The 14,948-nt window shown below is 38.4% G+C and carries 12 protein-coding genes; 2 read left to right on the forward strand and 10 right to left on the reverse strand.

Annotated elements, in window-relative coordinates:
* Positions 1–39: 39 nt before the first annotated feature.
* The 3 genes from I6F48_RS03095 to I6F48_RS03105 all read right to left on the reverse strand — a co-directional run bounded on the left by I6F48_RS03095 (position 40) and on the right by I6F48_RS03105 (position 6,858).
* A complete protein-coding gene (locus I6F48_RS03095) occupies positions 40–918 on the reverse strand; it encodes a transglutaminase family protein (RefSeq protein ID WP_165740826.1) in 879 nt (292 codons plus the stop codon).
* Positions 915–3,434 carry a circularly permuted type 2 ATP-grasp protein gene (locus I6F48_RS03100; protein ID WP_024611321.1) on the reverse strand — a complete coding sequence of 840 codons (2,520 nt, stop codon included), beginning with the start codon at positions 3,432–3,434 and terminating at the stop codon, positions 915–917. The genes I6F48_RS03095 and I6F48_RS03100 overlap by 4 nt, the downstream gene beginning before the upstream one ends.
* 112 nt (positions 3,435–3,546) lie before the next feature.
* The gene (locus I6F48_RS03105) at positions 3,547–6,858 is read right to left on the reverse strand and encodes a transglutaminase family protein (protein WP_197118778.1); all 3,312 of its coding nucleotides are present in this window, start codon (positions 6,856–6,858) and stop codon (positions 3,547–3,549) included.
* 1,020 nt (positions 6,859–7,878) lie between these two features.
* Here I6F48_RS03105 and I6F48_RS03110 point away from each other — a divergent pair.
* Both I6F48_RS03110 and I6F48_RS03115 read left to right on the forward strand, forming a co-directional pair.
* Positions 7,879–8,652 (forward strand): SHOCT domain-containing protein, encoded by a 774-nt coding sequence (locus I6F48_RS03110; protein WP_007585227.1) that lies wholly within the window; start codon positions 7,879–7,881, stop codon positions 8,650–8,652.
* A 69-nt stretch (positions 8,653–8,721) separates the two neighbouring features.
* Entirely contained in the window at positions 8,722–9,891 is a 1,170-nt protein-coding gene (locus tag I6F48_RS03115) for a zinc-binding metallopeptidase family protein (RefSeq protein WP_165727774.1), read from the forward strand.
* 143 nt (positions 9,892–10,034) lie between these two features.
* On the opposite strand, the gene I6F48_RS03120 is transcribed toward I6F48_RS03115, so the two are convergent.
* The 7 genes from I6F48_RS03120 to moaA form a co-directional block, all read right to left on the reverse strand.
* The gene (locus tag I6F48_RS03120; RefSeq protein WP_197118779.1) at positions 10,035–11,354 is read right to left on the reverse strand and encodes a hypothetical protein; all 1,320 of its coding nucleotides are present in this window, start codon (positions 11,352–11,354) and stop codon (positions 10,035–10,037) included.
* Positions 11,355–11,505: 151 nt separating this feature from the next.
* Positions 11,506–11,964, reverse strand: coding sequence for a molybdopterin synthase catalytic subunit MoaE (gene moaE, locus I6F48_RS03125; protein ID WP_197118780.1), 459 nt, complete (start codon positions 11,962–11,964; stop codon positions 11,506–11,508).
* The gene (locus tag I6F48_RS03130; protein ID WP_165721836.1) at positions 11,964–12,263 is read right to left on the reverse strand and encodes a MoaD/ThiS family protein; all 300 of its coding nucleotides are present in this window, start codon (positions 12,261–12,263) and stop codon (positions 11,964–11,966) included. The genes moaE and I6F48_RS03130 overlap by 1 nt, the downstream gene beginning before the upstream one ends.
* Positions 12,241–12,711: a cyclic pyranopterin monophosphate synthase MoaC gene (moaC, locus tag I6F48_RS03135; protein WP_024593775.1), complete on the reverse strand. Its 471-nt coding sequence runs from the start codon at positions 12,709–12,711 to the stop codon at positions 12,241–12,243. Before moaC ends, I6F48_RS03130 begins: the two co-directional genes overlap by 23 nt.
* Before the next feature lies 1 nt (position 12,712).
* Positions 12,713–13,252, reverse strand: coding sequence for a molybdenum cofactor biosynthesis protein B (gene moaB, locus I6F48_RS03140; RefSeq protein ID WP_007585240.1), 540 nt, complete (start codon positions 13,250–13,252; stop codon positions 12,713–12,715).
* On the reverse strand, positions 13,249–13,923 hold the full coding sequence (locus I6F48_RS03145; protein WP_024607909.1) for a molybdenum cofactor guanylyltransferase: 675 nt from the start codon (positions 13,921–13,923) through the stop codon (positions 13,249–13,251). Before I6F48_RS03145 ends, moaB begins: the two co-directional genes overlap by 4 nt.
* A 37-nt stretch (positions 13,924–13,960) precedes the next feature.
* Positions 13,961–14,932: a GTP 3',8-cyclase MoaA gene (gene moaA / locus I6F48_RS03150; RefSeq protein WP_197118782.1), complete on the reverse strand. Its 972-nt coding sequence runs from the start codon at positions 14,930–14,932 to the stop codon at positions 13,961–13,963.
* Positions 14,933–14,948: the final 16 nt, after the last annotated feature.

A 14,948-nucleotide genomic window follows, 5' to 3' on the forward strand; every position in this document is an offset into this window, starting at 1 on the left:
TTCACCTTATCCATCATCATATATGACGTAGTTAAACTGCTATTCCATTCGAATCATATCAACCGCTACATCAAGCAATTGACTACCGCCACCAAATACCACTCCTTTTAAAGGAGTTACGTCAGAAAAGTCTCGCCCTACGGCTAGAGTAATATGCTGATCGCGTGGTAAAACATTATTTGTTGGATCAAAATCAACCCAACCAAAGTTTGGCACAAATACCGCAAACCATGCATGAGTTGCATCTGCACCTTCTAGCTTTTCTTCGCCTTCTGGCGGCATGGTTTCTATGTACCCACTTACGTATCGACCTGCTAACCCCACGCTGCGTAAGCATGCAAGCGCAAAGTGTGCAAAGTCTTGGCAAACGCCCCTTTTTTGTGCAAAAACAGTGCTCAAAGGCGTACTAATTGTTGTAAAACCAGGATCATAATGAAATTCATGAAAAATCCGTGCCATTAAATCTTTGCATGCAGAAATTATATTTTTGTGTGCATCAAACGAAATTAATGCGTATTCCTTAATTCCTTTATCTATTGGAATAAGCTGTGAAGGTAGTACAAATTCAGACGTTTTTAATAATTCCGCTGTATTTGGTTTAACCAATAAATCACGTACTTTTCGCCAAGCAATATCAACGCTCTCTAAATTACTATTAGCGCCGACTAACAGTTCTACCTCGCTGATCATCGTTACTTTAAGTTTTTTATGCTGTATTGCTATTTCAAACGCTGTTACCTGATTATTAAAATAATCAGTAAATGATTGTAAGTAAGTCGGTGTAGGTTCAATTTCTACACGACTACTGTGGCATATTTGCCCGCGATTCGTTTTTGGCGTTAATCGCGCTTGGTTTTGACACAAACTAACAAAGTCTGAATAGTTGTATGTAGTCGAGTGCTTTATTTTATATTTCACGATTGAGCTTGCTCAATATTAGTCCAGTTCAATTTATTTGCCGTTTGGGTATGAGAAAAATACTGTAGTAATAATACATCACAAAATGTATCTAAGTTCATACGCGTATTATGGTTAAATTCGATTAACTGGTTACGTTGTCCATTTTCACTTTTTTGTAGGTAATCTTTCTCAGTTACATAACAACTTGTTTTAGAAAGTAAAATTGCTTTTTCGTGTGCCGCAATTACGCCTTGTCTGCGTTTTGTGGGTAAATGCTTACACAACTTATTAATTTCCTCTAACTGAAATAATAAAGAACGTGGGTATTCAGCATCTAAAAGTAATAACTCAAGCCCTGTACCAATGGTTTGATACATTCTGTATCGGCGCTTATGCGTAACTAAACTAACTTGGCAACTTAGCACTGCTTCAAGTAAGCCAAGCTCTTCGGGCTCGTCTAACTCTTTGGTTAATAAAGCCGCACTTAATGATGTTATTTGTAAGCTACGCTCTACTCTTCTGCCCATTTCGAGTAAAAACCAGCCATTACTATTTGGCATACAATCTGTAATCGAGCCATTAAAAGCCATAATTGAGCCTATAACTCTATCTAGGCTGCTTTGCATTGCACGTGTTGGAATATTAATATTTACATTTTTAAATACTTTAATTTGCTCATTAATATCATCAATTATTCGGCGACTATCATGAGATAGTAATTCTTGAATTTGCACCGACGCATTTGCAATGTACTTTAATGTATTAATAATACTGCCAGCGCATTGCTCGTCTGCAAGGAGTTGAAAAGCAGTTTCTTTAGACAGATTTACATCAATGCCATCTAGTTTTAAATCAGGTTCTATATAGGGATAAACAATATACTGCGACCTAATGGCATTAGAAAGCCGTGCAACTATACTTTTTCGTATTGAATCTGGGTAAACAGAAAACTCGGTGTACTTGTCTATAAAAATACGCAAAATACGTATGGTGTTTTCGCAGCGTTCTAAGTATCGACCCAACCAAAAAAGGTGCTCAGCCGTACGGCTCGAAATAACCCCTTCGAGTAGCGTTACATCCATTCTTTTTCTAATTGGCACCGGTGGATTATGCTCGCCTAAATCAACTCTATCGGCTGTATTTATCCATGTATCTTTGATCCAACCAGATATTCTCGGGTTGTTACTTTTTTCGTTCGAAAAACACAGTGCTGAAGGAAGTACTTCTACGCCATTTTCTGTGGTTAATGCATAGCATCTAAACACCACTGGCTTGGAGATTAATTGCCCATCATGCCAAAATGGTGCACTGCTAAAAGAAGGTTTTTCTTGGAAAAAGTAATTATCGGGTTCTTTGCTAATAAGTAGCTTTATTTCTTGCTCGTCTAACACTCCATCTAACTTGAGTGTAGGGTCTATAGCAGATAGTAGTTCGAGGTTATTCCAATCAACGGCTTGCGCTTCTTTTACACTTAAATAATTTGGCTCACCTAATAACAGCGGTTGTTTTAAAATTTGCTGCGATAACTTTTCTAAGTTGCACTTTATTGAAGGTGACGAGAGCACACCGCTACCAAACGGGTTTAAAACCTTAACCGACCCTTGTCGTACCGATTGTAATAAGCCCGGAATACCATGAAGTGAATATTCAGTTTGCTCTAAAGAGTCAATACAACGATCAGAAACCCAGCGTAAAATGACATTAATTTTACCCAAGCCTTGTAACGATTTTAAACAAACGTCACCACCACGTACGGTTAAGTCGGCGCTTTGTACTAACGTGTAGCCAAAGTAGGTAGATAGGAATGCATGCTCGTTGTAGTTAGGGTCATCAATTCCTTGGGTGAGAATTACAATTCGTGGGTCATCCATATAATGGGTATATTCATTAATACCCTCTTGGAATAAATTTAAAAATTCTTTAATTTGCTGAACATTACATTCGGCAAATTCTTCAGCCATTACACGCCTTGCAATAATACGGCTTTTAATTAATAGCCCTAAGCCTAACGGGCACTGACAATGATCGCTTAATACTTTAAATTCGCCTGTTGGCGTGCGGTAAACATCTAATGCAGTAAAAAAAAGTGTTAATTCATTACTAGGTAAACTAAAACCTTCGCGTAAGTAATTAGGGTCTTGAAAAAGCTGCTTTGCAGGAATATGACCATCAACTAATAGTGTTTGGTCACCGTAAATATCTTGCTGAATTTTATTTAATAAAAGGGTTCTTTGTTTTATTCCCTCTTCGAGCAACGCCCAATCGGCTTTAGATAACATAAATGGCAATGGGTCAAAATGCCACTGCTTATTGCTTTCATTTTTAATATTGCCATTTTGTAGCAATTGGCTAATTTCTGTAGCGCGGCTACTAACATCATCTGCTGTTAGACTAGCTAAACGCTTAAATAAAGTATCCCAATGGTCTGGGTTTAAACCACTGTGGTTTGCTAGTTCATCATGTCCATGTGATTTATCAAGGTATAAAGACAACCACTCAGGCAATTCCGGCATCGCGTTATTGTTAATATACAAGCTGAAAGCGCTCCAATTTATAGTAAATAGCCGTGTTCATAATGATGCTTTAAAAATATTTAGTCATTCCACTTTAAATAATTTCAAAGTGGAATGACACAACTATCAATTATTATTTAAAGTTAGGCTGCCTGCGTAAATCCAAGGTATTTGGATAATCAGGATTACTACTTTCTTCATCAGGTACCACGTATTCACTTGCGCTTTGCGCCGATTGAAAACTATGCGTAACCGCCGATGGGCTCCAGCTTGGTTCTGCTGATGCAAGTAACGATGGTGTATGCCCATGCTCCCAAAATCTTGCAACTCTGCGCCCTTCGGCTTCAAATGCATTAACCGGTAGTGTTTCAGGATTACGACCTCCAGCATGGCTCACATGATATACAAAGCCTCCAACTGAACGACCTTCCCACGTATCAATTAAATCAAAAACTAATGGAGCATGTACGCCAATAGTTGGGTGAAGCGCTGTAGGTGGTTGCCAAGCTCTGTATCGTATACCCGCGACCATTTCATCTTTTGCTTTACCTTTAACCGGTTTAAGCGGCACTCTTCGACCATTACACGTTACAACATAGCGATCGCTCATTGTTCCTTGTACTTTTATTTGTACTCTTTCTAATGACGAATCTACATAGCGCGCCGTACCCGACGCACTTGCCTCTTCGCCTAGTACATGCCAAGGCTCGATTGCGGTTCTAAGCTCAAGTGTTACGTTATCAAGTTCTCGCGTGCCACATACCGGAAATCTAAATTCAAAAAATGGATTTAACCAACTTAACTGAAATTGAAAACCTGCCTGTTGTAAATCGCGGCTTACTTCAGCTAAATCGTTTTCTACATATTGTGGTAATAAAAACTTGTCGTGTAACTCTGTACCCCAACGTATTAATGGCTTGTGGTAAGGTTTTTTCCAAAACCAAGCAAGTAAAGTACGCAACAGTAGCATTTGCACTAAACTCATTTGTGAATGTGGAGGCATTTCAAAACCTCTAAATTCTACAATCCCTAAACGACCTGTGGCTGAGTCGGGTGAATAGAGCTTATCAATACAAAACTCTGCTCTGTGTGTATTACCCGTTAAATCCACTAATAAATTACGCAGTAACCTATCAACTAACCAAGGTTCAGGCACCTCACCTTCGGGCATATGCGAAAAGGCAATTTCTAGCTCGTATAAAACTTCATCACGGGCTTCATCCACTCGCGGCGCTTGGCTTGTAGGACCAATAAAAAGCCCCGAAAATAAATACGACAAACCAGGATGATGCTGCCAATAGGTAATAAAACTTCTTAAAATATCAGGTCTGCGTAAAAATGGGCTTTGCTCAGGTGTTTCGCCACCAAGCGTTACGTGGTTACCACCACCAGTACCAGTATGGCGACCATCTGCCATAAACTTATCGGTACCTAATCGGCATTCTTTTGCTAAACCGTATAACGTTGTAGTTCGACTGACTAATTGATCCCACGATGTTGAAGGATGAATATTTACTTCAATAACACCTGGATCTGGCGTTACAGCGTATTTTTCTACGCGGCTATCTTTAGGTGGGCTATAGCCTTCAATAACAAGCGGCATTTTAAGTTCTTTAGCCACACTCTCTATACTACTTATTAAACCCATGTAATGTTCAAAATGACTTGTTGGTGGCATAAATATATATAAACGCCCCTCTCTCACTTCCATTACAAGCGCAGTTTTAACCATTTCTTTACCAATAAAGCCCTTTTTAAGCTTTTTAGCTTTGGTAAAATTTTCTGGAATATCAAATGGGTCGCGGTCAATAATATTGCCGCTCCACTCAAGGCTGTCTAAAGGTAGGCGATAACCAAGTGGTGATTCACCCGGTAATAAAAAACAATGACCCCGTTTAAACTCCCACGTACACGACTGCCAACAGTTTTTACTATCGTTCCATTTTAAAGGTAGAACATAGCCAACAGGCTTTTCTATGCCTTTATCCATTTTAGCTAAAAAGCCTTTTCGGCTCATTGCATGGAGAAGTTCTGGTTGATCTGGCTTTATTTCGGTAGGTAATGAGGCTTCTTGCCACATGTGATATAAAAAATCTTCATAAGCCGTAGTAAGTGCCTTGGTTTCAAGACCAAGTGAGTCACACAGTTTATCAGCAAACTTTTTAGTATCGGTATGATCAAATTTATAATCTTTATTAGGATCGGCTAATAGTGCAGCATCTTGCCATAAAGGCTCGCCGTCTTTGCGCCAATAGCACGCATATTGCCAACGTGGTAATGGCTCACCCGGATACCATTTACCTTGTCCGTAATGAGTAAAGCCACCTTTTGTGTATACTTTATTCATTTCTACAAATAAATTTTGAGCTAATATTCTTTTTTCTTTACCATCGGCATCAGTATTCCACTGAGGATGTTCCATATCGTCAATAGAAATAAACGTAGGCTCGCCACCCATAGTTAAATGTATGTTTTCTTCATTGTAAACATTGTCAACGTGCTGACCTAAGCGGTTAATTGCCGCCCACTGCGCCTCAGAATAAGGCTTAGTAACACGTGGGTCTTCGTGTACACGCGTTACTTTATTATAAAAGCTAAACTCCGATTTACAGTCGTCTATACCGCCGGTTACCGGCGCTGCCGAGCTTGGCTCTGGCGTACACGCCAATGGAATATGACCTTCACCAGCAAATAAACCCGAGGTAGGATCAAGCCCTATCCAACCTGCACCCGGAATATACACCTCGGTCCATGCATGCAAATCGGTAAAGTCTTCTTCTGGACCGCTTGGGCCATCTAGTGATTTTTGATCTGAGGTTAGCTGTACTAGGTAACCCGATACAAATCGAGATGCCAACCCTAAATGACGAAACAATTGTACTAACAACCAAGCAGAATCACGACACGAACCTGTTTTTTTACTTATTGTTTCGTTTGCCGTTTGCACACCGGGTTCTAAACGAATGCCATAACCTACTAATTCATAAATAGCTTGATTAACAGCCACTAAAAAATCAACGCTTCTAAGCGGCTCTTTAGGGTTTAAAGATTCAATTAATTCTTTAAATTTTGGACTGGCTTTGCGTTTTTTTAAATAAGGAGTGAGTTCTGACTTTGAAATAGCATCGTAAACAAACGGGAAGTTTTCGGCGTAATCTTCTAAAAAGAAATCAAAAGGATTAATAACCGTTAGTTCGGCGACCAAATCAACTGTAAAACTAAATTCGGTAGTTGGCTTGTTAAACACCACCCTCGCTTGGTAATTACCAAAAGGGTCTTGTTGCCAATTTATATAATGATCTTCTGGAACTATTTTTAAAGAATAACTTTTAATTTTTGTACGGCTATGTGGCGCTGGACGTAATCGGAATATATGCGGCCCCATATTAACTGACCGATCGTATTTATACTGAGTATGGTGCGAAATCCCAACTGTAATTGTCATCTATTAATTCCCCTTTAATAATGTATGGCCACAATATAACGCTGAAAATATTATTTGGACTAATTCACTTGTGCAATTTTTATACCAAAAGACTTGCTTAAGTAGTACTGTTCATCCACTCGCGGCTCTTACACAAAGCAACGTTATGCATAAAGGTTTTGACCTAATTAATAGGAAAAACACACCAATTCAATAAATAGTAAACTTAGTGTAATTTAAACCATCAATTTTAGATTTTTAATGGTGCAGAAAATGCACCAAAATAGTGCTTTAAAATAACTTACAATTAAAGCTAATTAATTTAAAATATTGAAATAAAACAAATAAAGTTAATTTTTCAAAATACTTACTCCGTTATTTATAACGCTAAACGGTTATAATTAAAAGTATTTATTTAGAGTTTAAAAATCATTAAAAATAATCATTAAATAGTAAGAAATAGTTCACAATAAAGCTGCTGTTAAAGTAAGTAACGGTGCTATACTAGATCGATTTTTAACCGCTTACGTTACAGTAAAACTAACAATCTCGATGAGATAAAACAAGCAACTTTTAATACAAAGATGCTTGTTTTAAAGATTAGTTTTACAGTGGTGTGTTTTAATTTCAAACAAAACAGAACACGTCCAATTTGAAAAACCAGCACACCTCACTAACCTGTTAATTTTTCATTATCATCAATGCTAAAGGTAATGCAGCACTAGGGCGTGTTGATCTTTGGTGGTTGAATTTGCAGCAGTGTGTTTGGTATTTAAGCAAGGCAGAGTCTATGATGTATGGTTGTTCCCTATACATAGGCGATAACGCAGCATAAATGCCAAACATGCGCTGCCCTTGGGTTCTTTCTAGGGACGATTGACTCTTTGTTGCTCGGTTTTTACTTAGCCCACTAGGTTACAAACCTCGCGCCGCGATTAAATCGCCCCTAGATTGAACAAATTTCAATCCAAAAAATCAACACGCCCTAGCGTATTTAAGTTTTTTTAAATCAACCCAATCTACCTAATAGGATATTTTCTTATGCAAAAGCTAACAGATGTCGGTGAAAACTTAGTTAATGGTATAGCATCTCGTTATAACCTCAGTCACGATGCAGTAATTCACATGTTAGTTAGCGTTAATAACGGCGGTTGCTCAATGGCACAGTTTAATTGCCCAGAACTTGGTGGTTCTGGTCAATGGATGCGTGGCGGAATGACAATGGTTGGCGACATGTTTAACAACGGTTTAAAATCAACCGTTGATAACTTGTGCAACGAACTTGCTAATATATTGAGCAATAACCAAATATTTCCGGTTATTCCTGCAGGAACGCCTGGCAGCAATCAATGGTGGCCAGGTAATCTAGGCAGCCCATTTAGCAGTGGTGCGCAAAATAATATTCGCTACGCTATATTCCCTAATCGCTTAGCCGTTGAATTAAATGGACAAGTGAGCGTATACGACACGTTAGATCATAATATTGGTGGTGTAAGCCAACAGCAAGGCAATAATACTTCTCTTACATTTAACAGTCAGTGGGGGACAATTAATGTAAATACCCTGCCATTAATTTCAGGGCAAACGCCAACGCCTCCAGAACCTCAAAAAGATTTTACGCAGCAAGTAACGCAGCCGAATTTTGCATCGTTAACACCAAACCAAGTTGAAGCACCGGCTAATAATACTGTGGGGCAATACTCGGTAGACGAAACACTTCAAATTATTGAAAAGTTAGCACAACTTCGCGACTCTAATGCGTTGAGTGATGATGAATTTAATATTAAAAAGTCTGAACTTTTAAAAAGGATTTAACCACTATCCTCCAATAGCATAGCGCTAAGTAAAAGTGGTTTATACGGTCTCTTTTTTATTCGGTAACATATGAAAACATTTAAATGTAATTGCACAGATCAACTTATTTTATTTTTTGAAAGCAGCCATTGTTTGGCTTGCGGTAGAACCGTGGGTATTGATGATGAGTTCGACCAAGTTGAACCCTATGAAATTGATGAGCAATCGGGGTTATTTTACAAAGCAGAAGCGCCTGAAGTTTTTTATAAAAAATGTGATAACAACGCTCAGTATCACGTATGCAATGGTATGGTTAATTTAGACACATTTATACCTGTTGCCGATAAAGACGAAGTGCTGTGTTTTTCGTGCCGCTTTAATGAAACGGTGCCCGATTTAAGTATTGTTGAACATATTCCATTATGGAAAAAAATGGAGACAGCAAAACGTCGCGCTTTGTATACATTAAAGTCATTATCACTCCCTTTAAATACAACGATTCAAGAACCTGAAAGCGGATTAAGCTTCGATTTTATAGCAGACCGTAACGTAAGCGATCACTTTGTAAGCCCTATTATAGGTCAGGACGTTGTATTTACAGGACACGATTGCGGGCATATCACTATAAACCTAGCTGAAGCAGACGACGTAGCACGCTCTCAAGCTAAAATAGCAATGGGTGAGCGTTATCGGACTTTACTTGGTCATTTTCGCCATGAACTTGGTCATTATTATTTTGATCAACTAATCGCAAATTCACCAAAAAAACATACTTTATGTAAGCAATATTTTGGTGATGACGAATTAGATTACCAGCAAGCGCTCGATACTCATTACAAGCAAGGTGCGCCAGCTAACTGGCATGAAACCTTTATTAGTGAATACGCTACTATGCACCCTTATGAAGACTGGGCAGAAACATGGGCGCATTACATGCATATTATCGATACTTTAGAAACAGCCAAAAACTTTTCAATTACAGGCTCAACAACGGGTAATGAGTTTGAATTAGAAGAAGCAGACGAGCTTCGATTGCCACAAAGTGCTTATTACTTTAATTCGCAAACATCGATTGATGCTATTTTAGATACTTGGATGGAATTTTCGATCATTCTAAATTCACTAAATCGCAGCATGGGACTTGCCGATGCCTACCCATTTGTACTTACTCAAGCGGTGCGAACTAAGTTATCTTTCATACATCATGCCATTCATAACAGGCTCAATTTAATACCTGATTTGAGCATTGGAAAAGTGTAATAAAATAAGCTCAGTCCAAAAAACATTTTAATAAAGAGCCATTTATTCTTGCTATGACTTTTCATGCATAGGTAGGTGGCTTTTTTATGATGAGAAAAAAGCCGTAAAAATAGTATATCCCCTACTTTCTCGCTGAAGCTTTGTTAGTTTGTCACAGCGAGGTTATTCTTAAGTCGACTTATGATTTTTTCTTGGTAAATACTAACTGTAGAAAACTTTTGTATTGAAACAAATAAGTCAGTTAGTTTTTCGTTTGATATATCAGAGATATTAATCCCTTTATATATAATAGGTGCATTATTTTGTCTGGTTAGATTATTCGACAGTAAAATATTCAATTTTACTGTACGTGCTAACTCTTCTTGATATAGAAAAAATTCTCTTAAATGTGTGCTAACAATATTGGCTGATTTTGATCTGTCTATCATTAAAATTTCGTCAATTAGTCGATTTAACCTGCTGCGAGACTCTATTGCTTCGTCGAGAATATCTAACCAATTAAGCTCTGTACTTGATAGTAAAGCTAAAAAATACACCGTTCGAGCTTTATTGTAATTAATAAAACCAGGCCACATAACATCTTCGCTAGATACTCTAAGTGCTTTATCAAACTGCTCAGCGGCAGATTTAAGATACATACTTACTTCTTCAAGTATTGATGGCTCTATAGTATTAATATTTTTTTGAGCCAGTTCTAAACCATCAATCGACAAAATATCTACAGAGTTCATATTTAGCGACTCTCGTAACAAATGCATGCCTTTTTTGTTGTAATACAAACCTAGGTAATTATGGTAAATGGTTTTTGTCACTGGGTTACGAAGAATTGGACCTCTCACATGAAGTAAGTCTGCATGAATATTAAAATTATCATCTGCTACAAAACTTTGGTAAGACACAACAGCTTTAAATAGCTTTATTGTTTCCGTTATTTGAATTGAATTACCTTTACTCACCGAGTGCAATATTTCACAGCGCCTATCAACTTCTGACAAAATTGTACCCATACGCTTTTTATAAAGCACTTTGTTAGTTTCTGATGCATTAAAAACAGCTGGAAATAAAACAATTAGGTCAATTATATACTGAAGGGTATCGGCAAAAAGAACGGCGGTTTCTGACTCTTTTTTTAGTTTATGCTCAATAGAGTCAAAAATTTCATTCTCTAGTGTATTTTCATCTTGGGATTTAAACTGATTAATTAACTCTGGAAGTGAGGTTACGTAATTTTCATTATCTAAAATGTTACCTTCCATTTTACTAATGTTATTTACACTATCAATTGATGTATATGTTCTAACAGTAATAAATAAAGCTAATACGGCTATACAAAAGCTTACTGTTGATATAGTAAAGCTTAGTAAATCTTTACCTTCTTTTAAATCATATACCCATACAGCAAGAAAAGCTGAAAGTAGAACAAGTAATAATATTGTAAAATATAACATTTTTGATGTGCGCATATGTCTTCCAGACTTGGGTCGAGCTAACAATCTAATATTGCTGATTTATAACACGAAAAACGCAGACTTCACACGCAAACTGAGAGTTACATAAGTTATTTATTATCGAGCTATAAAGCCTTTACTGAACGTAAATTATTAAATATCTGTATCACTCTTCCCACTTGCCCAGCGCTTGTTTGTCACTTTGTTTAAACTCAACCCAATTTGATGAGTCTTTAAAGTGCTCTTTTTTCCAAAACGTGGCGTGGTTTTTTAAATAATCCATTATAAATTGTGCGCCTTCGAACGCGGCTTGGCGATGGCGGCAAGTTACGCCTACAAATACAATTTGCTCGCCAAGTGCTAAGTAACCAACGCGGTGAATAATGCATATTCTCGCCAGTTGCCAGCGAGTTTGTGCTTGCTCTGCAATAGATTGAAGAAGTTGCTCGGTCATACCTGGGTAGTGTTCAAGCTCAAGTGCAATAACGTTATCGCCACTGCTGAACTCTCTTACCAAACCTGTAAAGGTGACAACAGCGCCATCGCTTTTATTATTACTACAAAGCGCATTGTGCTCGTCACCTACATTAAAATCATCAGTTTGTACTTGAATATGTATGCTCATTAGCCACCTGTAACCGGCGGGAAAAAGGCAAGCTCATCCCCTGCTTTCACTATTTCGTCGCTTGATGACATAGTTTGGTTAAGCGCTGCAAGTAGCTCACGCTCCTCCAGCCACGGTTGCCAATGCGGGTATTGGCTAACTAATCTTAATTTAAGCTCTGAAATACTAAGCGGCTGCGTAATCTCAAGGCTTAATTTACTGCACTTCAAGCGCTCTTTTAGTTGCCCAAAAAACAATAACTCTACATTTTGGGCGCTAGATATAGCATCGTTTGGATTAATCTCGCTGCCAACTGCCATTTTTGCCCCCAGCTTTTTGAGTAACGCGCATGCCGCTAATTTCCATTAGTGGGTCGGCTGCTTTACACATATCAAACAAAGTAAGCGCAGCAACAGATACCGCTGTTAACGCTTCCATTTCTACACCCGTTTTACCGGCAAGTTTGCAGTAGCTGGTTATTTTAATTTGGCTGTTTGCTTCATCAAGTTCAAAATCAACAGCGACTTTAGTAAGTGCAAGCGGATGACAAAGCGGAATTAAATCGGCGCACTTTTTAGCGCCTTGAATACCCGCAATACGAGCCACGCCTAACACATCGCCCTTTTTGTTTTGATTAAGCATTACTTGCTCAAAGGCAAGCTTACTCATGCTGATAAATGCTTCAGCTGAGGCATCACGCAGGGTTACGTCTTTGAGCGATACATCAACCATATTAGCTTGGCCGTTTTCGTCTACGTGGCTTAGCATACTATTGCTCACGCGATTCACACTTTTTACCAATGGTAATGTGCGGTACAAAGTTACACGGTTTATGCATTGAGTTAAGTTGATCTTTTATAATGCCTGTCCACGCTGTTTTACATGCGCCTGTAGAGCCTGGCATACAAAAAATAACGGTGTTGTTAGCAAGTCCTGCAAGTGCACGAGATTGAATAGTTGAGTTACCAATTTCACCGTACGATATATGTCTAAATAGCTCACCAAAGCCGTCTACGCTTTTATCAAACAGCGGCGCAAATGCCTCTGGTGTTGAATCACGTTCGGTAAATCCTGTACCACCAGTCACTAAAATAGCGTGAATCGTGTCGTCGGCTATCCACTGCGATGCAATAGCGCGCATTTGGTAAACATCATCTTTTACAATTTCTTTATCCGCTAAGTGATGACCCGCCTCAGTTAGCGCTTTAATTAAGTAATGACCAGAAGTATCGGTAATCGCATCACGCGTGTCGCTTACTGTAAGTACGGCAATGTTTAAAGGTATTTGTGTATCGCTTGTGTGGCTCATAATGTTCTTCTCAATTGGTTAATGCTTAGGTCAAAATGCTCATTTACAGCTTTAAATTGCGCCGGTGTATTGGTGTTTATTAATGCATGCGCTTTATTACATAAAAGCGTTTGCACACCAATGCTTTGGGTAAACTGTTTTATTGATTTATGACTGTTTGCGTTTGTGAGTATGTGTTTTAAATGATTTTTTACACTGCTTGTATTACGAATATACAGCGGTAGCGGTTCATTTTCAAAGTGCCAAGCATGTATTTGTGACTGATTTAATTGATTGCTCACACTTTGTACGTTATTTGTCTGAGAAGCCAGCACTATTGTGCTTAACAAACTACTCGTAAGTAGAGGCATATCTACCGCAGTAATAAGTAAATCGTGCTCAGTGGCTATTAATGTTGAGTAAATTCCGCCAAGGGGCCCACTGTTTGGGTATATATCTTTAACGTACTTTTCTGAGGGATAATCGCTCGGTGAATAATGGTTCAATGATTTGATTGGATTTGTAACGTTGCGGCTTATCAGTATGTTTTTAGCGCCTGCGTCTTTTAATAAATCACACGCATTGTGCAATAGCGTTTTATTTTTTAAAACTAAATCGGCTTTGTCTGTGCCCATTCTTGATGACTTACCACCAGCAAGCACAACACCTGTAAAATCTCGCTTAACTTTCATATTAGCTTTTATATGAGTATTCACATCAGCTCCCATATTAGCCGCCTAACATGGCTAAGTGAGTTGTCGCACCTGTTAAGCGTTTATCTAGCTCATGGCTTATTTCTTTATCGCCCATAGCAGCTCGAATTGCCTTTACGGTCGCTGCAGTATCATCCTCGTTTAGCAGTTCGCGTAAATCTATACCTTGCTCGGCAAACAAGCATAAGTGTAATTTACCCAGCGCCGACACCCTTAAGCGATTACAGCTTTTACAAAAGTCTTTACTGTACGGCATTATTAAACCAATACGACCATCGTAATCAGGATGACAAAATTCCTCAGCGGGTCCGTTTAGTTTCCCCCTAACGACTTGTAACCAGCCTTGGTCGAGTAATTGGGCTTTAACCGTTTGCCCACTTAAGTGGTTTTCTTCAAAAAAGGTTGCGCCGTCACCTGTTTCCATTAATTCTATAAAGCGAACCGTAACTTTGTGGTGTTTTACCCACGCTAAAAAATCCTTCAATTGGTTTTTATTAAACTGCTTGGCAAGCACTGCATTTATTTTTATGTCTTTTATGCCCAGCTCTACCGCGCGCTCAATCCCTTTTAAAATAAGGGTAAGTTTGTCGTGCCCTGTTATGAGTTTAAACATACTCGGATTTAAACTATCAATGCTGACATTAAGCGCATCAAGCCCTGCTTCAGCAAATTCATCAATTTTCTTTAATAAATTAAATCCGTTTGTAGTAATGGCTACTTTTTCTATGCCGGGCGTGTTTTTACAAAGCTTTATAATATCGGTTACGTCGTTTCGTAAGCATGGTTCGCCACCTGTAATACGCACTTTTTTAGTACCAAGCTCTGCAAACGCATTTACTAACGTGCTAATTTCGTTTTTATTTAAAAAATTACGCGGCGTATCGCACTGATACCCGTTTGGTAAACAATAACTACAACTAAAATTACATACATCGGTTATTGAGAGGCGCAAATAGTTAAACTGCCGACCAAATTGATCATTAAGCATATGCTTCCTTTTTTCT

It is taken from the genome of Pseudoalteromonas sp. SWYJ118 (assembly GCF_015864505.1).
In the GTDB taxonomy this organism is placed as follows: Bacteria; Pseudomonadota; Gammaproteobacteria; order Enterobacterales; family Alteromonadaceae; genus Pseudoalteromonas; species Pseudoalteromonas arctica.